This is a genomic window from Paenibacillus sp. KS1 (assembly GCF_001680695.1).
Lineage (GTDB): Bacteria > Bacillota > Bacilli > Paenibacillales > Paenibacillaceae > Paenibacillus_B > Paenibacillus_B suaedae.
Window position 1 is genome coordinate 42,459 of record NZ_MAIS01000008.1, and the last position, 25,904, is coordinate 68,362.

A 25,904-nucleotide genomic window follows, 5' to 3' on the forward strand; every position below is an offset into this window, starting at 1 on the left:
TCTATTTACTGAGAATTAAAGATTTCCGTCGTCGCACAAATCCCTTTCATTTTCACAAAGGAGGATAATCAATGAACGAATCCGAATCTGCGCTTATTCAGGCAGTAAGAGATGTCCGCGAGAACCATGTACATGGAGTAACGCTCATTACAGGAGATCGGCAAGAACGGTTTTACAGTTATAAGCAAGTCTTTGATAATGCCCTTATGTATTTGCATACCTTGCAAGCTCACGGCATTCGTGCTGGCGACGAGCTTGTATTTCAATTGAACGATGACGAATCGGAGCACTTTATTTTTTTGTTCTGGGCCTGCATACTAGGCGGAATCATTGCCGTACCCGTCTCGGTCGGCAGCAATGCGGAGCACAAAAACAAGTTTTTTAAAATCTGGGATACACTCCAAAACCCTTACCTTGCAACTTCGCCGCCTGTAATGGAAAGATTGCGCGCGCACGCCTCCGATAACCGACAAACATTGCACGACATGGACATGATAGCCGATAAGACTGTGTATCTGGAAGCGTTGGAGTGCTCCCTCCCCGCCCACGGAACGATGCATCAAGGTTCGTCCCGTACGATTGCCTTCATTCAGTTCTCTTCCGGTTCAACGGGCAATCCAAAAGGAGTCATTGTGACGCATGAAAATGTATACTCCAACACGCGTGCGATCAATAATCGGTTCGAAACGAGGGATGACGACTCCTTTTTGTCATGGATGCCGTTAACTCATGACATGGGGCTGATCTCCTTCCATATCACCCCGCTCATCAAAGGCGTAAATCAATACATCATGCCGACATCCGTGTTTATACGCAGACCGACGCTTTGGTTCAAAAAAATAAACGACCACAATATTACCATCACTTCTTCCCCTAATTTCGGCTACAAATACTTTCTGAAAATGTTCAAGCCTGAGATTGCCGCCGATTGGGATTTATCTAGACTTCGAATTATTGTAAATGGTGCCGAACCCATATCATCAGAGCTTTGCAATGAGTTTTTGGATAAGATGGCGCCATATGGATTGCAGCGGACAAGCATAAGGCCAGCTTATGGCCTAGCCGAGGCAACTGTTGCCGTCTCCCTCACTGATGGCAAAACTGAGTTTGCGCCGATTCACCTGGATCGCAGCTTATTAAACATTGGCCAAGAGATTGCCATTTCGGACAGATCCACTGAACATACTCTTACCTTTGTCGAAGTTGGACATGCAATTGATGACTGTGCGATCCGAATCTGCGACGATCATGATCGCATTCTGCCGGATAAGGTAATCGGCCATATTCAAATACAAGGAAAAAATGTAACTGCTGGTTATTACAATAACCGAGAGACTACTGCCGACATGTTCACGGCGGATCAATGGGTCAGAACGGGAGATCTAGGCTTTTTCATCGATGGAAATCTAGTTATGACAGGGCGTTACAAAGACATGATTATTGTGAACGGCCAGAATATTTATCCGCATGATATTGAACGGACAGCGGAAGAAGTCGAGGGCGTTGAATTAGGGAAGATCGCTGCCTGCGGCGTATACAACAAAGAGAAAGGCGAGGATGATATCGTCGTATTTGTCGTTAGCAAAAAAAATGATGCTCATTTCGCCTCGCTGTCCGAAAGCTTAGAAGACCATTTATTCCAGCGCGGAGGCTGGAAAATCGCAAAGGTAATACCGATTCGTCAAATGCCGAAAACGACAAGCGGTAAAGTGCAAAGGTACAAGTTGGCACAGAATTATGCCGCTTCGCAGGCGAAGGAAAGCGACAACATCAGTCCTGCCCCTGCTTCCACGGAGCGAAAATCTTCAAGCCTAGAACTGATCATGGCCTATTTGCATCATCATTGCAATGCCAAGACCAATCTGAGCGAACATGAATCCTTTGTCAGATTCGGCCTGGATTCGTTAGAAGCGGTCAGAATGATTGATCATGTTGCCGATCGGTTGGGCATGTCGCTGTCCCCTGCCTTGATCTGGGACTATCCGACACCAAATAAGCTTGCGCATTACTTAGACTCTATCGCAAGCCAGCCTTCCGTCCAAGAGCCTGATGCGGATCGCGGCTCGATCGATGATTCGATCGCTATTGTCGGCATGGAAGGAAAATTTCCTGGGGCGGACGGCATCGCGGCATATTGGGAACTTTTGAAGGGCGGAAAAAACGCGATTTCCGATATGGACGACAAAAGGAAAGCGCTATGCGGAATAAATCCGAATTTTCATATGTTCGGCGGTTTTCTGGAAGGCATCGAACTATTCGACAGTGAATTCTTCGCCATCTCCCCTAGAGAGGCGGCAAGCATGGATCCCCAACAACGGCTGTTGCTGGAGGTGACATGGAGAGCATTCGAAAATGCCAACATCAACCCCGCTCATCTTAAGGGCAGCGCAACAGGCGTATTTATAGGAGCCAGCGCTACCGATTATATCTATTTGCCGAAACCAAGCACAACGAATGATTCTGAGCCGTATCAAGTGTCAGGCGGTGCGCTGAGCATAATCGCCAATCGGATTTCGTATTTTTATGATTTTCGAGGTCCAAGCATGTGTATTGATTCTGCTTGTTCGTCGTCATTAGTGGCCATTCATTATGCAAGCCAAAGCCTACTGAACGGGGAATGCGATGCGGCAGTAGCCGGAGGGGTAAATCTATTGCTTTCCGCCAGCATCACGGAAGGCTTGCAGGAAGCCAAAATGCTGTCTGAGGACGGAACATGCAAGACATTCGACGAAAGAGCCAACGGTTATGTCCGCGGAGAAGGCTGCGGGGTCGTTATCTTGAAGCGTTTAAAGGATGCGATTGCGGACGGTGACCGGATTCATGCTGTCATTAAAGGAACGGCCGTTAATCAAGACGGTCGCAGCAACGGCTTAACCGCGCCTAACGGGATCGCGCAAAGACAAGTGATACGCAAAGCAATGGAGCAGGCGCAGCTGAAGCCTGCAGACATCGGCTATGTAGAGGCCCATGGCACCGGTACGCCTTTGGGAGATCCTATTGAAGCTGAGGCAATTAAAGAGATTTATGGTTGTCCGTCGGCAGGATTCAACGATGACGACATCTGCTATCTTGGTTCCGTCAAAACGAATATCGGACATCTCGAAGCGGCTGCCGGCATTGCCGGACTTATCAAAACGGTACTGGCGATTCAGCACGGCGAAATCCCTGCCCATTTGCACATGACCAGGCTAAATCGATACATTAGTCTCGATCGTTCCCGCCTCCGCATCCCTGTTGAGACGGAAAGCTGGATCAAACCTGTAAAAGCAGCCGGGGTAAGCTCGTTCGGATTTGGCGGAACGAATGCCCATGTTATTGTGCAGGAGGCACCCGCCCGTGACGTTAAGCGAGCTAACAATGCCATGGAATCGAGAGCGCATCTGTTGACATTATCATCCCCTACCGCGGACGGATTAGTTAGAATCGCTTCCACGTACGATTCCTATTTACAGCATGCATCCTCGGAGCAATTAGGAGCCATATGCGGAACGGCCAATACCCGCCGAACGGCATTCCTACACAGGGCATCATTCGTTGGCGGCTCACTTGAAGAGATACATGAGAAAGTCCGGAGCTTCTCCGCGCGCGGGGTCGACGACATTGCAGGCAGTCTCGTCCACTCTCCCAAAATCGTTTTTATGTTTACGGGACAAGGAAGCCAATATGTTAATATGACCCGCGACTTGTATGCAAGCTCAGAAGTGTTTCGCACGAACATGAATCGATGTGCCGATTTAGTAAAGGAGCGTTTGGATCATTCTATCCTGGATGTCATTTATGATGTAGAAAATAAATCTGCGTCAGCTCTCCTTCATCGCACAGACTACACGCAGTGCGCTCTATTCGCGATTGAGTACTCTTTAGCACAAGTATGGCTATCGCTTGGAATCGAACCTGCTGCGGTTGTCGGACATAGCGTGGGCGAATATGTGGCGGCATGCATTGCAGGGGTATTTTCTCTTGATGATGCTTTGGCCGTAGTTGCCGAGCGAGGAAAGCTCATGACACAAAAGTGCGATCCTGGAGCAATGGCGGCAGTCATGGGAGATGCGAAGGATCTGGAAAGTGTGCTACGCGCTTATCCGAACGTAGAAATCTCCGCCATTAATAGCAGCAATAACTTTGTCATTGCAGGCGCCCCGGATGATGTGGCTGAAGCTACGAACCACCTGCAACGGGCAGGCGTTCATTCCGTACCGCTTGAGGTAAACTATGGATTTCATTCGCAATTAGTCGAGCCAATGCTGCAAGACTATTACGATATCATAAAACGATTAAAATTCAATCCTCCCCAAATTCCGCTTGTCTCTAACGTAACCGGCGATTTCATCGGGTCAATTACCGCCGAGTATTGGATCAGGCATACGCGGGAAGTTGTTCGGTTCAAAGACTCTTTATATACATTGGTAAATGACGGGTGCAATATCTTTTTGGAAATCGGTGCTCATGCCGTACTGTCCCGGATTGGACAGCGAGAATTCAATAATGGTGCCTATAAATGGATTCCTTCTCTCGTAAAAGGAAGGGATGACGAATATTCGCTGCTCGAAGCTGTAGGCAATCTGTACGTCGCCGGCGGACAAGTCCAGTTTGAGGAACTCTGCCAATTGGACACTCATGAATGCGCGCAATTGCCGAACTATCCGTTTGCTTATACAAAATGCTGGCAAGGCGGTCATATGAATCCGGAATCGCCAAAGGAGGAACAGTTGGTGAAAACAACCCAAGATAGCAATATCAGAACTTCTATTATGATGGAGATCAAGGGAATATTCGCCCAGTTGCTGAATCAAGACGTGGCAAGAATCGATGAGAACCTGCCTTTATTGGAAATGGGCGCTGACTCGCTCATTCTGATGGACGTGATTCAAAAAGTAAAGAATAAATACGGAGTAACCTTTTCGGCGCGCGATTTTTTCACCGAAATCACGAGCATTTCCAAGCTATGCGCAGCCATCGAATCGGTTATGCCGCATGAAGAACCGCCAGCGCTGACCGAAGAGCTGCCGATCCCGACAGCCGTTGATTCGCCATCCCCGGTACTCTTCAATTCGACAGTCGTCAATCAACCATCCCTAGCACTTTCCAATTCGATGCGCAACGAATCGGGGCTGCTTGGTTTCATGAGCGAACAACTGGCTTCCATGGAACGTGTCATCCAACATCAATTATCCTTCATCCACAATCAACCACTGAATGGAACGGCTGTTCATTCTAGTACAACGGCAATCAACCATTCGCAGAATGGATCGACTGTTCATCCAAGTACAATGGCGATCCGACCGGAATCCCCTGCCGCGCCTTCACTGCCGACAATCTCTGAAAAAGCCTGGGTTCCCTATCAAAGATGGCAGGATCAGAAAGAAGAAAGCGTAACTGGTATGCAAGAACAATATGCCAGAGCGCTCGTGGCACGATTGGCCGATAAAACAAAAAAATCGAAAGAGTGGATAGCCAAGCATCGCCCCGTGTTCGCCGATTATCGCGGTGCATCTGGTTTCCGGTTTTCCACGAAAGAAGTTCATTATTTGCCCGTTGTCGATCATGCAAAAGGTTCGCGTTTTTGGGATAAGGACGGAAATGAATATATCGATTTAACGATGGGCTTCGGCGTGAATTTTTTCGGTCACGCGCCTGAGTTTATTGACGAAGCTATTAAAGCAGAGCTTCAAAACGGCTATGCTCTAGGCCCACAATCCGGCGTCGCAGGGGAAGTAGCCGACCTCATTCACCAGATTACCGGCATGGACAGAAGCACCTTCTGCAATTCAGGGACGGAAGCGGTAATGGCTGCCCTCAGGCTTGCGCGCGCCGTAACCGGCAAAAATAAGATTGCCATGTTCGCAGGGTCATATCACGGCACGTATGACGGCGTACTGGCCAGCATGTTCAATCGTCCCGGTTCAAACGGAGCTTCGCCAATGGCGCCAGGCATTCCTGCCGGGATTACGGAAGACGTCATGATTCTCGATTATAATAATCCGAAATCGCTGGAGATTATACGATCCATGTCGGGTGAGCTGGCAGCAGTACTGGTCGAGCCTGTACAAAGCCGTCGTCCTGACCTCGTTCCTATCGCATTTTTGGAAGAGCTTCGTGAAATTACGCGGAGCAACAATACGGCGCTGATATTTGATGAAGTGATTACCGGCTTCCGAGTTCATCCTGCCGGGTTCCAGGGCATATCCGGGATTCGACCGGATATGTGCGTTTACGGGAAAATCCTTGGCGGAGGCATGCACATTGGAGTAGTGGCCGGCAGCGCGAAGTTCTTGGATGCCGTGGATGGAGGGCAATGGAATTTTGGTGACCGCTCTTACCCGCAAGCTGAAACAACCATAATCGCAGGCACGTTCTGCAAGCATCCTATTACGATGGCCTGCACGCATGCCGTTCTGCTTCATCTGTTGGAGTTCGGCCCGGAATTGCAAGAGAACGTCAATGCCAAGACAGCCTATTTGGTGCGCGAATTGAACGACTTTTTCGAATCCGCGAATATCCCTATGAAGATGGTTCACTTCGGCTCCCTCTTCCGGTTCGTCTATCAAGTGAATATGGATCTGTTCTTCTATGGCCTGCTGGATAAGGGCGTGTATATCTGGGAAGGACGTAACTGCTTCCTGTCGACGGAACATTCAGACGAGGACATCCGCAAGTTGATTGGGATAATCAAGGATACGATGACAGAGCTTATTGACGCTCAAATGTTTCCGGGTGCCCGCATTCCGGCTGGACAGCAGACTTCCTATAAGGAACTTATCCCCGTATCCGAGGATCAGAGGGAGTTATGGGTGCTTTCGCAGCTAGGCGATCAGGCAGCCATCGCATGCAATGAAACCGTAGTGCTTTCCCTTAAAGGCACGCTCCGCCATTCATTATTAACAGAGGCAATGAACAGTGTTGTGGCGCGGCACGATTCCTTGAGGGTGACATTCGATCATCAAGGCAATATGATACCGATTCGGGGGACGGTTCGCATCGATATGCCGATGCTGGATTTGAGCTCCGCAACTGATTCGAGTCCGGAATCTGCTGCAATAGAATGGATTCGCGATGAGACGGAGCGCCCTCTTGCATCAGGGAGCTTATATCGCTGCACGCTGCTCAAATTAACGACCGACAGGCATTATCTCGTATTTACTGCAAGTCACGTTCTCGTAGACGGATACGCTATTGGAATTATTCTTGAAGAAATGTTCGCCGCCTATTCCTCATTGTTGAAAGGCATGCCCATTCATTTGCCAGAGCCTTTACAATTAAGAAGCTACATGGACTGGAAGGCGGAGCTGGAATCCAGTGAGGAGCGTCAAGCCAATAACCTGTATTGGTTGAACAAAACAGGCAGCAATACGACCCTGGATTTACCGTTCGATATGAGGCGTCCGCACAAAAAAACCTATAATGGCGACATTGTTCGGCATATGGTCGATCCTACACTTGCTGAACGAGTGAACCGCTTTTCACAGCGCAATAAGGTTACTCCTTTCGTTACATTTTTAAGTGCCTATGCCCTGCTTCTCAATCGTTTGACGCATCAGACGGAGCTGACCGTCGGGGTGCCTTTTGCCCAACGCTCTCTGCCTGGCGGCTCCAGCTATGTTGGATATGCGATCACATTATTGCCGATATCCATCGAAATGGATGAAAACGCTGATTTTACTCGATTGCTAAGCCAGGTGAAGACTTCTGTTTTGGAGGCCCAGGAGCACAGCGAGTTTTCATTCAGCAGCGTATTTCGAAATCCCGATGCCTCTCATCGTCTATCGCCACTTGAAGTTGTTTTTAACTATGAGCGAAGAGTCAATATCCCGGACGCTGGCAATATTGAAGTCGATACCATCCCTACTCCGATAACGGCAACGAAATATGAGCTCAGTTTCAATGTCATGGAATTCAACCGAAATATTGTTTTGGATCTGACTTATAATTCGAATCTGTTCCGGAAGGATACGATCGAACGATTTTTAACCTATTACGAAAATATATTGCAGGCCATTATTGAACCGTCTGCCGAAAAGTTGCCAATCGCTTTGCTTCCTCTCCTTAACGATGCAGACCGGGAACGGTTGCTTTTTTCTGGAGAGCCAGCGAATCTCCTGCGCGATCATCGCTGTCTTCATGAAGTATTTGAGGAGCAGGCCCGGCACAAGCCCGATGCCGTTGCCGCTGTATATGATCATCAACAACTGACCTACAGTGAACTAAATGAGCGAGCCAATCGTCTTGCGCGATATTTGCTTACATTGGGGGCAGGTCCCGGCGTGCTGGCAGCGATATTGGTCGAGCGTTCCCTGGACATGCTCGTCGGCATCCTCGGCGTGCTCAAAGCGGGCGCTGCTTATGTGCCGATTGACCCCGCGTACCCTGCGGAACGCATCCGTTATGTGATGGAAGACGCGGCTCCGGCCATTCTCCTTACCCAGTCTCATCTCTTGCGCTCCTTGCCGCAGCATGAGCTTGCAACGGTGTGTCTGGATGAAGAGCGGGATACGATAGAGAAGCTATCCGGCGAAGATTTGAACGTGGAGCTGCCTTCCACCAATCTTGCTTACGTGATTTACACCTCCGGTTCCACCGGGAAGCCGAAGGGCGTAATGATCTCGCATGAGAATGTCGTCCGGCTGTTTACGTCTACCGAATCCATTTTCGGTTTTCATGAAGACGATGTTTGGGCCCTGTTTCACTCCTATTCCTTCGACTTTTCCGTATGGGAAATGTGGGGCGCCTGGTTCTATGGTGGGCGGTTAGTGGTTGTGCCCCATCTGACGAGTCGCTCGCCGGAGAACCTGTATCACTTGCTGGAAGAGCACAAGGTTACCGTCCTCAACCAGACGCCGTCGGCATTTCGGCCATTGGCTCAATATGAGGAATCACAAGACTCGTCAAAATTAAGCCTGCGTTATATTAATTTTGGCGGAGAGATGCTGGATTTTCAGTCATTAAAGCCTTGGATCGATCGACACGGAGATCGTTCACCTCAATTTATCAATATGTACGGAATCACGGAAACGACGGTAGTTTCTACTTACCGCCGAATAACCGCTGAGGATATCGGGCAGGACACGGGAAGTTTGATCGGAATTCCATTTCCGGACACGAAGGTGTATGTCCTTAACCGTCATATGCAGCCCGTTCCTCCTGGTGTGACTGGCGAAATGTACGTAGGAGGCCCCGGAGTCGCTAAAGGGTACTTGAACCGGGCCGAATTAAATAGCGAGCGCTTCGTGCTCGATCCGTTCGCTAATGATCCTGATGCACGCATGTACAAAAGCGGCGACCTGGCCCGCATTCGGCATAACGGCGAACTCGAATATGTAGGACGTGCGGATCATCAGGTAAAAATACGGGGATATCGCATCGAATTGGGGGAAATCGAGGCTGCGCTGAAGGAACATCCGTCTGTAAGGGAAGCTCTCGTTATTGCGGACGTTGATCCACATGGAGACAAGCGTCTGATTGCCTACGTGGAAACGGATCAATCGGGCGATATTATGCCGGTGCTGCGAGCGCATCTCGAAAGCAGGCTGCCAGATTACATGATCCCTTCCCTCTTTATGTGGCTGCAATCGATGCCTCTTACGAATAACGGGAAAATCGATCGCGATTCGCTTCCGAAGCCTAGTTACGAAAGAACGGATCTGCAGCCGATCTATGTGGCGCCGCGCAATCCGGCCGAAATGAAAATGGCCGCCATCTGGGAAGATGTTCTCGGAGTAAAAGAAGTGGGCGTGGAGGATAACTTTTTCGAGCTTGGCGGCCATTCTTTGCTCGCTACCCGGCTTCTCTCCCGCATTCGGGAAGCGTTCCAAGCAGAGCTCCCTTTACATGCCCTGTTCGATGCGCCGACTGTTGCGGCTTTAACCGCCAAGCTTGAAGACATGGGAATGACGGAAATGGAATTGGAAACGGAAATGGATCCAGTTCTCCTATCCGAACTGCTGACCGAGCTGGAAAACTTGCCAGAAGAAGAACGAGAAGCTGTTATGCGCGAACTGCCCCATAAGGAGGATGCATGGGTATGACGGATTTGCGGGATCGTTTGGCCTCGTTAACTCCCGAGCAGCAAAGAATGTTGGCAGCCCGGCTTGCCAAGGACAAGGCACCTCGCAAACCGCCCATAAAGCCGCAGTCAAGGAAGCTGGCGGGATCCGTTATGTCATTTGCTCAACAACGATTATGGCTGCTTCATCAGCTTGAACCGGGCATGAATCATTATCATATTCCGTTAGCGTTCGAATGTATCGGGGAGTTGGACATAACGGCCATACAGCGGGCGTGGATCGAAGTCATCCGCCGCCACGAATCATTGAGAACGCGTTTTTCAACGATGAAAAATGCGCCAGTACAAATCATTGAGCCGATCGACACCGTTCAACCAATGAAAGAAATCGATTTGTTCGCAGATGAACGCGTCGAGGACAAATACCTGGAAGCTCGCCGCATCATCGATGAAGAGGCAGCCAAGCCGTTCGACTTGGAGCATGGTCATTCGTGCCGGAGCTTGCTCATCAAAACCGGCAAACAGGAGAATTTTCTCCTGTTTGCCTTCCATCATATCGTGTTTGATGGTTGGTCTGTGGGCGTATTTCAACAGGAGCTGCTGACGCTCTATTCCTGTTATTCGCAGGGAAAGCCGTCTCCCCTGCCCGATCTCCCCTTCCAGTATGCGGATTATGCGATCTGGCAGCGCAAATGGTTGTCGGAAGAAGAATTGGATAAGCAACTGCAATATTGGCTGGACACCCTGAATCATGCTCCTTCGGCATTAGAGCTGCCCACGGATCGTCCCCGATCCGCTACGCAAACTTTCCGGGGCGATGCCGCTCAATTGTGCATACCGGAAGCCGTAGTGCAACCGCTCCTGCAATTGAGCCGCCGAGAAGGCTCGACATTGTTCATGACCTTACTGGCAGCTTTTCAAGCTTTGCTGCATCGCTATTCGGGACAGCATGACTTTTGCATTGGCACTCCGATAGCCAATCGCGGAATGTCGGAAATAGAAGGATTGATCGGCTTTTTTGTAAATACGCTCGTGATCAGAAGCGATCTGTCCACTAACCCGACGTTCCGCGAGCTGATGCAGCAAACCAAGAAACAGGTCCTTAACGCATATGAGCATCAGGATCTTCCGTTCGATCAACTGGTGCAGGCACTGCAACCTGAGCGTGTAACGAGCCATAGTCCGTTATTTCAAGTCACCTTCGCGATGAGTGACGATTCGTTTCAGCATATGGTGCAATCGGACGGTCTGCAGGTAAAGCTATTTCCGATTGTCAACAAGACGTCAAAATATGACTTGTCCCTGGTGATGAGCCATGTCAGGGATCACGGAATCATTGCCGAGCTGGAGTACAACACGGATCTTTTCGATTCACAGACCGTGGAGAGGATGCTGGAGCATCTCCAACATCTATTGGAGAGCATCGTGCTCAATCCCGACTTGTCCTTGAGCAGTCTGGAGATTATGGGCGAATGCGAGCGGCAGCTTCTGCTATCGGCATGGAATCAGACAGGAGCCGCAGATTTGGGAAATATGTGCATCCATGAAATTGTGGAGAAACAAGCTTCCTTATTCCCAGATGCAATTGCGGTGACATTCGGGATCGAGCAGTTCACCTATCGGGAGGTCAACATTCGCGCGAATCGGATGGCCCGCCATCTACAGCGGCTCGGTATTGGTCCAGAAGTATTGGTAGGCTTGCTGGCTGACCGTTCAGCCGAGCAAATTATCGGATTGCTCGCAATATTAAAATCCGGCGGGGCTTATGTACCGATCGATCCGGCGTACCCCGACGAACGGATCGCTTATATGATCGAAGATGCCCAAATTCATGTGCTGTTGACTCAAAAGCGGCATGCAGAGCGGGTTCGGCACACGAATTTGACCGTTCTTCCGTTGGACGGAATCGGCGCCAATCCGCAAGATGGCGATGAATCGGCTCCCGACAGCGGCACTGCGCCCAGCAATTTAGCCTATGTCATCTACACTTCCGGTTCGACAGGCCGCCCTAAGGGAGTCGAAATCGAGCATCATAGCTTGCTCAATTTAGTGTCCTGGCATCAGAATGTGTATCGCATATCCAGCTGCGATCGGGCGACATGGCTGGCAGGCCCCGCTTTTGACGCTTCCGTCTGGGAGCTGTGGCCTTATTTGGCCAGCGGCGCCTCCATTCATATTCCAGACGAGGATACCCGCTTGGATCCGGATCGCCTGCGCGATTGGCTCGTGAATGAGCGCATTACCGTCAGCTTTTTGCCCACGCCGCTGGCTGAGGCGGTTATCTCTCTGACCTGGCCTGACGAGTGCTCTCTGCGGTGCATGCTTACTGGGGGGGACAGACTGCGTTATTTTCCGCCGGAGACGTTGCCGTTTGCCCTGTTCAATCATTATGGGCCGAGCGAAGGAACAGTTGTCTCCACAGCATGCCGCGTGCCTGTGAAATCACGGTCTTCCGCGGAGCTTACAGCACCGACGATTGGACGACCGATCGCCAATATGAGAATTTATTTGCTGGATCGGCATCGCCATCCCGTTCCAGTCGGCGTTGTTGGCGAATTATACATTGCTGGCCGCGGCCTGGCTCGCGGTTATCTGAGAAGGCCCGAGCTTACAGCTGAGCGGTTCGCGTTCGTTCCTTCCCTTGCAGGGGAACGATTGTATCGAACTGGCGATCTTGCCCGTTATTTACCGGACGGATCCATTGAATTTATGGGCCGTGCCGACGATCAGATAAAAATAAGGGGATATCGCATTGAACCCGGCGAAATCGAGGCGGCGCTTACGCTACATCCGGCTGTTGAGCAGGCGATCGTTTCCGTAAAGGAGCCTGGGCCGGAAGACAAGCGGCTGGTTGCATACGTGATCCCAGCCGATATCACTCACGGATTGGATATAAGCGAGCTTCGGCTGCATGTGCAGGCCCGGCTTCCGAATTATATGGTTCCTGCCGCCTTCGTCGTTATGGAGGCTCTCCCATTGACGCCTAATGGTAAAGTGGATCGCAATGCATTGCCGTCGCCGAATTTTACGGACAAGGAGGAAGAATATGTGCCTCCCCGAACGCCAACCGAAAAGAAGTTGGCTGACATTTGGTCGCAGGTGCTCGGCATTGAACTCGTCAGCATCCATGATAATTATTTCAGCTTAGGCGGCGACTCCATTTTAAGCACTCAAATTACAAGCAAAGTACGTCAATTGGGTCTGGAAATGAAGCCGAAATATCTGTTTCAATATCAATCGATCGCGGAGCTGGCTCCCGTGTTAGAAGCTCTGAAGCCGCCCGAGCCAAGTGAAATCGGGCAGCAAGAAGTGACGGGCTCGCTGCCGCTTACACCGATTCAGCGCTGGTTATTCGAGGAGATGTCCGTTCCCGAGCATTTCAATCAGTCCATGATTTTGTCCGTGAATTCCCAAATAAGCTATGAAATCCTGCAGAGAGCGATTGCCCATCTCGTGGCACATCATGATGCGCTGCGTCTCCAATTTACGATGGGCCGATCAGGTTGGGAACAGGCATATGCCGCTTATACGGACGAATCGCCTCTGAAGCGCATTGATCTTCGCGATCAGCCTTCAAACCTGCAGGCAGATGCTTTTGCGGCCGCGATCACAGAGACTCAAAACGGCTTCGACTTAAGCGAAGGCATGCTGCTGCGATCCATCTATTTTGACTATGGCGCCGCACAGGCAGATAAGCTGGCATTGGTAATTCATCATTTGGCGATAGATGGTGTTTCATGGCGTATTTTGCTTGATGATCTAAACACGGCTTGTCAGCAATTAGTAGACCGTGAAGCCATATGCTTACCGTCGAAAACTGCTTCATATCGCGATTGGGCGCACAGCCTTGCTGCCTACTCCGCCACGGATCAACTGCGGGCAGAGCTGGAATACTGGTTACATCAAGTCAGTCCTCCCCCTCCCCTAATTCCGCTCGACTTCCCAGACGGAGCCAATACGACGGCCTCTTTGGCAGTTGCGGAATCGAATTTGTCTTCTGAAGAAACGCGGATTCTGCTGCAGGAGGCTCCATCAGCATTCGGCGCGAAAATTGACGCTATTCTGTTGGCCGCACTCGGCCGCGCTGTCTCTGGATGGTCGGGAGAAAGGAAATTGTATGTCCATATGGAGGGGCACGGCAGAGAAGAATTATTCACTGACCTTGATATCTCGCGTACAGTAGGATGGTTTACGAACATGTATCCAGTCATGCTTGAAGTGACAGATAGCGCGGATATATACGCGGACATCCAGGGGGTAAAAGAGCGACTGAACGTTATTCCAACTCGCGGAATCGGTTATGGCTTACTGCGCTATATGACCGAAGATGACAGTATTGCGAATCAGCTTCGCAAGCTTCCACGACCAATGATGAGCTTTAATTACTTGGGGCAATTCAATACTGATTGGAATAAGGAAAAGGGGGCTCTATTCACGCTGGTTGCGGATACAGCAGGACAGGATCTTGCGCCTGATTCCGAACGGGCCCATTATGTCGACGTGGCGGCATTGGTGACGTCAGGCCGCCTGCACATAAGTTTGTCATACAGCGAAAATGTGCATTGTAAGCAAACGATCGAAAATCTGGCTCAAAGGTTTGAGGATGAGCTTCGAATCATGATCGGATTATGCCAGCAATTAAAATCCCATTCATCTGTAAACGAGCGGAAGATGAACGATGTGAGCGGTCTTGATACAAGCAGCAAATGGTTCGTTCGCAATAAGGTGAATCAGAAAGACGCAATACGGCTGTTTTGTTTGCCTTATGCGGGAGGGAACGCATCTATTTTCCGCGCATGGCATGACTATTTGCCAGCGTTCGCGGAGGTTTGCGCAGTTCAATATCCAGGCAGAGGCGCGCGATTGCGCGAACCTGCCTACACAAGCATGTCACCGCTGCTGGAAGCAGTCGCACATGCGATGAGGCCCTTATTGGACAAACCATATATTCTGTTTGGTTACAGCATGGGAGCCTTATTGGCCTATGAATTGTCGGTCTTATTATCGAGGAGCTTGAATCGTCCTCCGCTCAAGCTTATTGTCGCCGGATTGAATGCCCCGTTTGTACAAAGTCCGGTACCGCCGATTCATGATTTGCCCGAGGAAGAATTCCGCAAGCGGCTTCGCCTGAACGGGGGAATTCCAGAAGAGCTGATGGATGACGAGGAATTGCTGGAACTCCTGTCCCCTTCTCTGAGAGCCGACTTTTCGGTCTGCGAGACTTATGAATATACACAAGGCACCGTACCTTGTCCCATCGTTGCATTAGGGGGACAAGACGACGAATTTCTGTCCGAACAATCGCTGACATCCTGGCGCAGCTTGACCAATTCCGATTTTTCAAGCAAGCTGCTCCCGGGAGGGCACTTTTTCTTGCACTCTCATCCGGAGCAACTATTGTCGGCAATTCGAAAAGAAATCGAATGCGTCAATACCGGATCTATTTACGCAAGTAAAACATGAATGGAGGAACATGGGGAGTCTGCTGAATTTTTTCAGCAGACTCCCCTTTTTATCCCCGCTGGTTTATCACCTATAAAATTGGAAGAAAGAAAAAGTCGTTTTCTGTCCCAACGATAAGCATACGACTTTTAACCTTCGGTACACGACGTGCCACTGCATATATAGAGGATGCTGAATAAAAATCGTACATAAGATGAACTCTACACATGCGTCATCCAATTTCTAGGTGTTCAGGTCGAAGCCCAGAAATATTGATTTTAACAAACAACAGTTATTTGGAGGCTTGAAAATGATCTTATTCGTGACCCGCTCCATGATATTCCTTCTCCTCCTTACCTATTTTTCTGATAGCAGCATGATTGTCCATGCTGACTACAAGGCGCCATCTGCTGAAATGAACATAAGTGTACGGACAAGCCCCTCCGCAACATATGAACATAAATTGGATTTGAAAAATAAGGAAGCCATTCGTTTATATCAGGATAGCAAGGAAGAACAAATAGAATATCGCCCTGTACTCTCCGACATTTATGTAACGATTACAAAAAATAATGGAACTAAGAATTTCCGTATGGATCAATCCGGTTCCTTATGGAACGAGGCTGAATCAACACGTCTTATCCTTACACCTAAAGCGACCAAGCAGTTACTGGTACATGCAAATTTTCTAAGAAAACATCATTATGGGACGATTGTTCCTTGGAGTGAAGCGAAAGCCTTGCTTCCTAGAAAAAGTACTTTCTCAATTATTGATTTGGAGAAAGGGTTGAAATTCCATGTTCAGCGTCGTGCGGGAAGCAGGCATGCCGATGTACAGCCGCTAACCAAAGAGGATACGAAGACGATGAAGCAGATGTATGATAATCATTGGAGCTGGAATCGGAAAGCGATAATCGTCGTTACTGATGACAATAGGAAAATCGCTGCTTCTATGAACGGGATGCCACATGGCGGCGATGGAATCCCAGACAATGGATTTTCCGGACACTTCTGCGTACACTTTCTTGGCAGCAGTACGCATCGATCCATGCAGCCAGACTTATTGCATCAGGTGATGGTTTACACGGCGGCTGGAAAAAGAGAGGCGTTTTTACATAGCTTGTCGCCCGAGATGCTCTCGGAACTATTTATTGGAGCATTGTCTCAGCGAGATAATAATTTACTTATAGCAGTGTCTGAAGGTGCACATTCTGAAACGGTAAACTACTTTCTTAAGCAGATGGAGAACGGAACGACATATCGGATGATGAAAAGAAAAGAAATTCCCGATCCAGACAACAGGCATCGATTAACTACAGTCTTAGAACTACCTGTTTTCATGAAACAGAAGAACATGTCGGAAAAAAGCGTAGCCATTCGATTTGAATTTGCAAGGGAATCGGTTCTTTCTCCATGGAAAATAAGGAATGTGAGCCCCAGAAAGAAATGAAGAGAGCGAACTGCGCTCTCTTCAACTGTACTGATTTTTTTATGCAATCTAACCGTTCGATTTTAATACTAATTAACCATGTAAGCGGATCAGGTCTATACATATCATAAATTTCATTTGTTCAGTTCTCCAGTTCGAGTGGCATGCTTTTTCCGTATGATACGAATCGTACTTAGTATAATGAGTGATACAATAATGCTGCCGATTTGCATCATGCCGATAGCGAATAGACCGGTGAGTCCAGGTTCTGATTCTTGGTAGGTTAAGATTGGTGGCACTCTATATTGATTCGGCCAGATGACAAACCGCAAAATTTCTAAATATGTAAGGTGAAAACCAATTGACGCCCAGAGGCTTCCGGTCCATAAACGAAGTAACTGCAAGCCTATTCCAAAACAAAAAATGATAACGATATATGAGATGTCAAGCGATACTCCGGGTGTAAGTCCTACGAACGCTTGAATTAGGGCAACCGCTGTCGTGAGGCATACAAATAGCATTGTTTGAAGGAATACGGACAGCCAAGCTGGAAATCGATGCCGTAAGACGTCATACAGAAACCCTCTTAACCCTAGCTCTTCTGGCAAAGCTTCATAGAAAACGGCAAAACAAACATTGATGAGCAGCGCAGCAACCCACTGATCAGGGGTGTGCCATTTTTCTATGACAATCAACCCTTGAGAACTGGCAATAATGAGAGTCAATGCAGCCAAAGCAATTGCCAAGAGAGCCCCCGTAATAAAGTGATATCCCCTTTTCCAGGAATATACCGGCGTCTTGGGTTTCACACCAGTCATTCGATAGAGACGCTGATATAAATACAAAATAATAGGAACAATGAGCCCGCTCATTACAAGACCTTTAACCACATATTGAGCATACATTGATGGGCCGAACAACTGTACAGTAACATCACCGGAAGATGAAGCTAGAAACAGAGCACCGACTAATGTTGCCCATCCGGCGAACAATAAACCTAACCATTTCATATTCTGATTTTCTCTCTTTATCATTACATTACAGTCCTTTCATTCCTAACATAAGTCGATTTATTTTCTGAAAAAAATACTCTTCATCGCGCCTATTAGCGCGGGCAGCAGTAAGGTTACGATTAAAAATGCAGTAATGACATTATTTATCGGTAAGTTATACGGAGTGAACCATTCTGTAAAAAGTTTAGAGTTCAAAATTCTGCCCATGATCGTTCCTGGATTGATTTCTCTGTTCGGGTTCCATGAAAATCGATCACAGGCAATAAAATAGAGTTGCGCAACAAGAAATCCCACAAGGGGCATTACCCAGCCTTTTATTCGACTAGGACGACCTTTTTGAGTATGCATCCTGTCCTATCTCCCTTTTTCGTATATCTTTTGATCATGCAACAGTTACGAACTCTTATAATTCCTTTTTCGTAAACAGAGCTGCAGCTATAAAGTAGGAAGCAATGAACAGCAATAAGATGCCGATCAGGATCAAATACAAGATTGGGTTACTATGTAATCCGTGCTCGTTGATCATTTGCATAAATATTGCCGTAGGCTGTGCCAGTGCAATTAGGATTAATGTGAACACCCCTTGAATAATAGACGTTCCTTTCTTACTAAGCGTATAAAACAGCGGCAAATAAATGGAAGCAAGGGCTAGCGTGATGGCTGCTGGTCCTAGTATATCCATGACCGTTAATTCTGGTTTGTTAAATGCCGGGAATACAGTTGTAACGAACAAGTGAATGCCATAAGATGCTAGGACACTGACAAGGCTAATAATAATGCCCGTTATGTATTTCGCTTTTACGATATTTTTACGGCTAATCGGCAGCGTGACCAGAAAATTGTGGTTATGATTCTTTATATCGATCAGCGTAGCGTGACTAAGCGTAGCGAAAGCCGTATAAATACCCACAAGGTGAACAGAGGATGAATGCCTTGGTATAAAAACAACACTGAATACAACAAAATACATGAGAGGTGTCCACAGCGAGCTCTTCAAAGCGATGAAATCTTTCCGAAGCAAGTTAAGCATGTACGCGTCCCCCCTTGGTTGTGAAATACACGATGTCTTCTAATGATGGTTTGTTGAGAACCGCATAATTTCCGAATAAATGTTCAGCTTCCTGCCGATTATCTACTAAGCCCTCAAAACCAACGGCTGTCTCACGAATTCCGATAAATTTTTTTCGAACATCGGAATCTAGCAGTTGGGAGTCACCTTTCACGATTACGTATCTATCGAGTACATCATCTTTCGCTTCATTGAATACGAGCTTTCCGCGATTGATGAAAGCAATGTAGTCGGCAATGCGATCCAAGTCTGTCGTGATATGAGTTGAGAAAATAATCGAATTTCGCTCGTTCTGCATCATGTCCGCAAGAATATCGAGCATTTCCCTTCTAAACACAGGATCTAGCCCGGAGGTTGGCTCATCCATGATGAGGAGCTCTGCCTCATGTGAAAAAGCAACGGCAAGGGCAAACTTCACTTTCATCCCCTTGGATAATTGTTCAATCTTCTTATTCGGGGACAGCTCGAACCGTTCCAGATAGTTGTTAAACTTCTGATCGTTCCATTTCTTATAGAAAGGCGCGATCACCTTCTTCATGTCACGAATCGTAAGGTGATCATAATAGAAGCAATCGTCTGACACGATGCCGATGCGCTGCTTGATGTCCACTTCTTGTGCAGGCATATCGCAGCCTAGTATCTTTACGCTCCCGGAGTCAGGGCGAGTCATGCCGAGCATCATTTTGATTAAGGTGCTCTTCCCAACTCCATTCGGACCTATGAGCCCGGTAATGTAGCCCTGCTTCACATCCAAAGATACCTGATCAATTGTAAATTCAGGATATGTTTTCGTTAAATTACGTATCTCGATTACATTCATGGTGTGTGCTCCTCCTCGAACAATAGCTTCATATGATCGATCACATCTTGTTGACTCATGCTTAATTCCTTACTTTCACGAATGATCTCTATCATTTTTTCTTCTAATTGTTTCATACGCTGCTCCCGAATGAAGTCTTTATTGGCACCTGATACGAACGATCCCTTCCCTACCACGGAGTCGATCAGTTTCTCTTTCTCCAGCTCTTCATACACACGCTTGGTTGTGATGACGCTGACCTGCAAATCCTTAGCCAGCTGCCGAATGGAAGGAAGACTGTCACCTGCACACAATTCCCCGCTCAGAATGCTCTGTCTGATTTGGTTCAATATTTGCATGTATATCGGATCGCTCGAGGCGTTGGAAATAATAATTTTCAGCTTGTATCACCTCATTGCTGTTAATATCCATATAGTGTACATATACAATATATACACTGTTGCAGTAAGTGTCAATAGAGTATTTAGTGTATATATATATTATATACATTCGTTACCCTGCAAACAGAAGGGATGCCTCGAAGGAATTAATCGACTATTTAGAAAAGAATGTGGTGAAATAATAAAACGGCCGAGCGTCAATATCGACTGCTCGGCCGTTTTTGCTGTGAAAGGCATAATTTTTCGAGTTCAGTTGTTCAATGCAGGAAATTGGTCACCCTACGATGAATTTGTTCCGCTTTGCTACGCTCCTTGGTTATCGTTGATGAGTGATTTCGCTACTGTGTCCCAGCGCCACGGTACAGATTGCCCTGTCAGGTGAACACCACCAAGCCACATATCGATGCCGTTCAGAGCTACCCGGTCTGCTTGACCTTCCAGAACTTGTTTCCCCTCTTTCGTTAACGCCACCGTACGTTCACGGAATGAAGGCGGTGTGCCTTGGAAGTTCGGGAAGGTCTCTACTCCCTCAACATGCAGAAGCGGATGGGTACCGCTAGTCAGCTTGTCCAACACATGCCAGTATTGCAAATCCCCCATTCCAAGTTCATGCAGCCTATTGCAGACATGCTTAAATAATTCATACGGAGAAGCAATGCCACAATCAATCTGCTCCAATGTGAATTGCTCGACAATGCCGAGCCCATTGTGGACAGATGGGAAAAGGGCAAGATGCTGCTGGAATGCTGCATTCGCATAGGGCAATGCCGACGTATCCTCTCGCAGAAGCTGTACGAGCTTGCTAGGATCAGGAGACGTATAAGCCTCCCATAATGCTGACCCTAGATCGAGCTGTTCACGACCGACAGTTTGCCACGTCCCTGATAGTGACGCCAACTGCTCTTCATTTAATTGGCCGAGCCCACGGAATAATTCAATGCCTGGGAATGACCCAACGCATAGCAAACTTAGTTTCGTATGTCCAAGCGGCCGCTGTGCAAACCAATGGAGCAAGTAGCAGAGCATTGTCTGGTCAAATAAATCATGCTCGAACCATAATACCACCTCTTCATATTCGGAAAAGCGAGTGATCTGCTGTTCTTGTTCGCCAGAGAGACGTGTGAATTCTGCTGCGGGAATGCCGAGCGCCTGCTCCAAGTATTGAGCCCGTACTCGCCTATTGGAGGCTTCTGTGGGATTGGCGAAGTTCGGTCCTTCCGAATAAACTTCCCTCCACACGAGAATATCCCCTTCTGGTATAACCTTACGCAATGTGTTCGCTACGTGATCTCCGTTTACAATATGCAGCATATGTTGTCCCCCTTCATATAAGCCGTTGCATACATGGGCAAAATCAGCAACTGGCAGGATTCCTTTTAGTTTGCGTCGTGCGTCGAATAACCGTTTTTTCAATACAGGGATGGAAATGCCTAAGTACGCAGAGATTTCCTGTAATGAATAGCCGTAAAAATAAAACAACTGGACCGCCACACGCATATTCGATGACAAGGACGATACGGATTCATGAAGCAGCAGTCTCAGTTCTTTTTGCTCGACAATGTCGGGGATGCTCTTCCCGCTTTCGGCTAAGCCGATCATATCATCCAACGGGACAGACGGATGACGTTTGCGCCGAAGAATGCGGTTTGCTTGGCGAACGACAATCACCTTGAACCAACCCGGGAATGCTTCGGTTTCATGCAGCTTATCGAGGTTAATGAATGCTTCCGCGAATGCTTCCTGCACGGCATCTTCCGCCAACTGAACATCTTGCAGCCGTTCATAGGCTACAGCATAAGCCATTGAAGTGAACTGTCGGACGATGGGATCGAACGCTTCGCGGTCTCCTTGCTTCGCTGCCTCTATCCAATGGTGCACGCCCCCAACTCCTTTCTATCTATCCATCTATACACTAGTGCCATGTAACGACCAAAAGGTTACTTCAAATGAGATATATCCATCATAAATTCATGAAACTATGGTTCATTCCCTACTCGTATATGTTCGTACGTAATGAAAGCAAAACATTATAATCCCGATTGTAAAAGAAAGAAGACTACCGTTTCAAGAGTGAATGGCAGCCACTGGGAAACGTCAGCTGAGGAACGAAAAAGTAGAAGTCCCAAAATTAAAAATCCGCCTATCCTCAGACAGGCGGGAACTATAGACTTTCGTAGTCATCTTTAACTTCTTTAAGCGAAGCATTTTAAACCCTGATGATCAAGGGATAAAAACTATCTAAGTCAGCTAATTAAGTCAGCTAATAATGCTGTGTTCTCTTCTCAGACACTTTTGTTTCAAAAGCAGTGCATGACGTATAACAGTTCTGCAGAGTCTTGCTCGTTGCAATGAAGATTCTTCAGCGAAAAAATCATCATTTGAGCTCAACTCCAGCAGGGCTGCTTTGGCCGCATCCAAAGCAAGTTCTTCCTCTTGCAGCAGATAATGCGCTACTTGATACCCGTACGTCTCCACCCCTCTTAAAACATGTACTTTATGCCCAAAGCTCACCGTTCGATTCATCGGGCTGTACCTCTTTTCTAAATAGCCGTCTCTCGAATATTCAGGTTATTTAGCCGCAGGAGTCCCAACTCTTTATCACGTTCAGATTCAGGTCCTTCGTAGGTTACTTGACCCACGTAGCGTGTTTTTCCATTGGATGCATCCACAATCACTACGAGATGTGTTGAGCCTTTCTTCATCAAGATGCTGACTCGATTATTAGTTTGAACAACCGTTTGTATCCTATCAGCGCCAAGCTCAGAAGCTTCGATTTTAACATAATCTCGCTCTTCAAGACCTGTGCTTAAGTTATAACGTGATAACTGAATTGCATTTTCATCGAAATTTGCGTAGACCAACGAATTGCTCTCTAGATAATAGGGCTTGTTAGAATTAATTTTCTGCTTTGGGTCTAGCTGCTTTGGGTCTGGCAAGGCAGACAGCTTGCCTGTTCGATATGAATAAACATAGAGATGAACGGCAATGGGATCAGAAGAATACGTATAATCTCCTCTCGATGTGACCTTATTCTCTTGAACTTGAAAGACTGTATATTCATTCGGAGCAATGTAATTACTTAATAAGCTGACCTCAATTTCTATATCTTTATTTGCGCTATTCTTCTTCCAATGGGTTACTTGCTTACCCTCTATGAGTGTGCCGCTCTTCATGTCCAGCACATAGTCAAAATATTGCGACGATTCATCCCTCTTATCCTGCATGATTAGTACATGAAGCTGATCATTGATGCGTTGTACATCATTGACATAGATATAATCAAATGTACTGTCAGTAGGAATTTCTGTGACATACTGCTGCTCCTCATTCGTCTTCAGATTCAACAGGTCAACATGCAGCTGATATTGCTTCTGTGGGGACTGACCTTGAACGATATTTCCTTTGGCATAAATCAACCATTCAGCATCCTTATAAAATCCATTAGGAACACTCTTGCCCCGCATAAATTGACGATGATCCCGAATGAGCTGCCCCATGCCTTCTGAAAAATCCCTCCATGATCGTACGGAAAAGATCTGATCGCGAAACGTCTCCCGACTCCGATATTTGCTTCCTTCCATATTAATGGATAATGATTCTGATCCTATTCCTCCGTAATTACCGGAAAGCTCGATACCCGCTCCCTCCTTCCGGTCGCCTTGAACCGTTACAAGCTTGTATGCCGGCAGATGATCCGCCGCACCGTAAGTATAATAGGTACACAATATCCCTAACGTACAAAGTCCGAGAATGATCGAAAATAAGTAACGTTTCATCTTAATCCTCCTTTACACCGTGATCTTCTTGCGAAGAAGCCAGAATCCGAGCCAGCCGGAGATCACGGCAACGAGCAAGCAGACACCAAGCTGCATTCCGTATATTTCATTCGAATACCAATATTCATCCATGCGTAGGAAAGACACTGGATACACAGCCGAAACTACACAACCTGCGAAATACGCAATTGCGTATAGAACACCGATCCTCCGATAGCTTCGCTCAAGTAGAACCGCAGTAAAGATAACCATTACAGCAACGATGCCTAAACCATAGTAATATATAAATTGCTCAAACTGTGTGGGCAGTAGCATTTTTAATGCATCATTCATCGAAATCGCTTCGACGAATGTCGAATCCGTCCGCAGTTCTGCCGGAACCATCGCCTTGAAGATCATATTCTCACCGACGAGCAGCACCAATTGAAATGCAATCATACTAAATACAAACATAATAATAGCTGTAAGCTTCGATACGTATAGCAGCCATCTCTTCGATGGAAGCATCAGCAGCCGATAGATGAACGTCGATCGCCCGAACCAATCCCGATACCAGATAAGGAGGGTATATAACACCAGAACCGTTATGCTAAGCAAAATCGGAAGAATGAACCATTCCTTTGTTTTGATGATAACCCATGGGAAGGTTAGGATCTCGGGTATACCCATGCCAACATAACCCAGTCCTTTTTCCGCTTTGATCGATAATGTACCCTTGATTGTCAGAATGAATGAACTGAACTGACAGACCATCGTCACCACCATTAAGGATGCCAAAATATATCGGAATCGATGGATTTCCATATGAACCAATTTCAAATAACGATTCACCCCATATACACCTCCCTCATCACGTCAATAACGGATTTCCCTTCTGTCGTACGCATTTCCTCGCAGTCAAACGCAAGATGAACCGTCCCATTCTGCAGCAGAACCGCCTTATCGATCAAATGCTCCATATCATCTATTTCATGTGTCGTCAGCAGCACGCCCCGGTCCTCGATAAGATCCGACGAGAATACTTCAGCAATGATCTCGCGACTAAACATATCAATGCCTGAGAATGGTTCATCCATTAAGATATAATCCGTATCTTGCGATAAACCAAGCAGCAGACTATATTTCGCAGCAGTCCCTTTGGACAGATTACCTACGCGCTCCGACCGATCCAACTTGAAAAAATTCAATAATTCCTTCGCTCGCGCCTCATTCCAATTCCGGTAGAAATCTTTCATAAATTGCATCCCGTCGGACAGCTTCATTCCCATTGGTACTGTCGGATGATCGGGTACAAAAGCTACCTTCTCATATATCGCTGGCCCAACAGGGTTGCCATCAATGCGAATCATGCCGCTCTTTGGCGGGGTAAGTCCCATAATTGATTTCAGAATCGTGGATTTCCCAGCTCCATTGATTCCGATCAGGCATGTAATCTGCCCTTTGTCAGCTGTGAAGGATATACCGTTCAGCACCTTGCGCCAACGATAGCGCTTATGCAAATCGACAACCTCAATCATCAGAGTTCCTCCCCTTCTTCCTGATTCGTACGCGCACGTTCCTCTACATACTTTGCCCGGACAAGATCCAGCAGTTCATCGACAGGCACATCAATTCTCCGTACCGACACCACAAAAGCCTCTACTGCACCTTCTATAAGTTCCGAACGAATTGCTCGCAAAATATCCGCATCCTCCGTAATCCGACTCGGTGAGTTCCCTTCCGTTATAATCAACCGCTGCTCCTCCATTTCCTTGTAGGCTTTTTGCGCCGTATTTGGGTTTATTTTGAGCAATGCTCCGAGCTCTCTGCGGGAAGGAATAACCTGCCCTGCCTTTAATCTGCCTGTTGCGATCCGCTCCTTGAAATGCCTTACGACTTGCAAATAGACAGGGTCACGGTTATTAAAGACCACACTCGTCCACCCTTCATTCATCTCTATGATCACCCCTCGCATTTATCGCCAAGTGTGTGTACT

General features: G+C 47.6%; 14 protein-coding genes. 3 read left to right on the top strand and 11 right to left on the bottom strand.

The window, feature by feature from the left end; translation table 11 throughout:
* Positions 1 to 71: 71 nt before the first annotated feature.
* From BBG47_RS04680 to BBG47_RS04690, 3 genes are all read left to right on the top strand, one after another.
* A complete protein-coding gene (locus tag BBG47_RS04680; protein ID WP_065290735.1) occupies positions 72 to 10,022 on the top strand; it encodes a hybrid non-ribosomal peptide synthetase/type I polyketide synthase in 9,951 nt (3,316 codons plus the stop codon).
* A complete protein-coding gene (locus BBG47_RS04685) occupies positions 10,019 to 15,463 on the top strand; it encodes a non-ribosomal peptide synthetase (RefSeq protein ID WP_065290736.1) in 5,445 nt (1,814 codons plus the stop codon). The genes BBG47_RS04680 and BBG47_RS04685 overlap by 4 nt, the downstream gene beginning before the upstream one ends.
* Before the next feature lie 289 nt (positions 15,464 to 15,752).
* On the top strand, positions 15,753 to 16,892 hold the full coding sequence (locus BBG47_RS04690; protein ID WP_065290737.1) for a hypothetical protein: 1,140 nt from the start codon (positions 15,753 to 15,755) through the stop codon (positions 16,890 to 16,892).
* A gap of 113 nt (positions 16,893 to 17,005) precedes the next feature.
* Here the strand turns inward: BBG47_RS04690 and BBG47_RS04695 are convergent, their stop codons facing one another.
* The 11 genes from BBG47_RS04695 to BBG47_RS04745 form a co-directional block, all read right to left on the bottom strand.
* Entirely contained in the window at positions 17,006 to 17,881 is an 876-nt protein-coding gene (locus tag BBG47_RS04695) for a CPBP family intramembrane glutamic endopeptidase (RefSeq protein WP_254659744.1), read from the bottom strand.
* Positions 17,882 to 17,941: 60 nt separating this feature from the next.
* Positions 17,942 to 18,232 (bottom strand): YfzA family protein, encoded by a 291-nt coding sequence (locus BBG47_RS04700; protein ID WP_065290739.1) that lies wholly within the window; start codon positions 18,230 to 18,232, stop codon positions 17,942 to 17,944.
* Positions 18,233 to 18,287: 55 nt separating this feature from the next.
* Positions 18,288 to 18,914 carry an ABC-2 transporter permease gene (locus tag BBG47_RS04705; RefSeq protein ID WP_065290740.1) on the bottom strand — a complete coding sequence of 209 codons (627 nt, stop codon included), beginning with the start codon at positions 18,912 to 18,914 and terminating at the stop codon, positions 18,288 to 18,290.
* Positions 18,907 to 19,773 carry an ABC transporter ATP-binding protein gene (locus BBG47_RS04710; protein WP_065290741.1) on the bottom strand — a complete coding sequence of 289 codons (867 nt, stop codon included), beginning with the start codon at positions 19,771 to 19,773 and terminating at the stop codon, positions 18,907 to 18,909. Before BBG47_RS04710 ends, BBG47_RS04705 begins: the two co-directional genes overlap by 8 nt.
* A complete protein-coding gene (locus BBG47_RS04715) occupies positions 19,770 to 20,153 on the bottom strand; it encodes a GntR family transcriptional regulator (protein WP_065290742.1) in 384 nt (127 codons plus the stop codon). Before BBG47_RS04715 ends, BBG47_RS04710 begins: the two co-directional genes overlap by 4 nt.
* A 303-nt stretch (positions 20,154 to 20,456) precedes the next feature.
* Positions 20,457 to 22,031, bottom strand: a complete 1,575-nt coding sequence (locus BBG47_RS04720; RefSeq protein ID WP_065290743.1) for a sigma-70 family RNA polymerase sigma factor — start codon at positions 22,029 to 22,031, stop codon at positions 20,457 to 20,459.
* 378 nt (positions 22,032 to 22,409) lie between these two features.
* Complete coding sequence (locus tag BBG47_RS04725; RefSeq protein WP_065290744.1) at positions 22,410 to 22,676, bottom strand: hypothetical protein; 267 nt, start codon at positions 22,674 to 22,676, stop codon at positions 22,410 to 22,412.
* Between the two features lie 17 nt (positions 22,677 to 22,693).
* Positions 22,694 to 23,929, bottom strand: a complete 1,236-nt coding sequence (locus tag BBG47_RS04730) for a hypothetical protein (RefSeq protein WP_065290745.1) — start codon at positions 23,927 to 23,929, stop codon at positions 22,694 to 22,696.
* 12 nt (positions 23,930 to 23,941) lie between these two features.
* A complete protein-coding gene (locus BBG47_RS04735) occupies positions 23,942 to 24,760 on the bottom strand; it encodes a hypothetical protein (RefSeq protein WP_065290746.1) in 819 nt (272 codons plus the stop codon).
* A complete protein-coding gene (locus BBG47_RS04740; RefSeq protein WP_065290747.1) occupies positions 24,757 to 25,446 on the bottom strand; it encodes an ATP-binding cassette domain-containing protein in 690 nt (229 codons plus the stop codon). Before BBG47_RS04740 ends, BBG47_RS04735 begins: the two co-directional genes overlap by 4 nt.
* A complete protein-coding gene (locus BBG47_RS04745; RefSeq protein ID WP_065290748.1) occupies positions 25,446 to 25,862 on the bottom strand; it encodes a GntR family transcriptional regulator in 417 nt (138 codons plus the stop codon). Before BBG47_RS04745 ends, BBG47_RS04740 begins: the two co-directional genes overlap by 1 nt.
* Between the last annotated feature and the right edge of the window lie 42 nt (positions 25,863 to 25,904).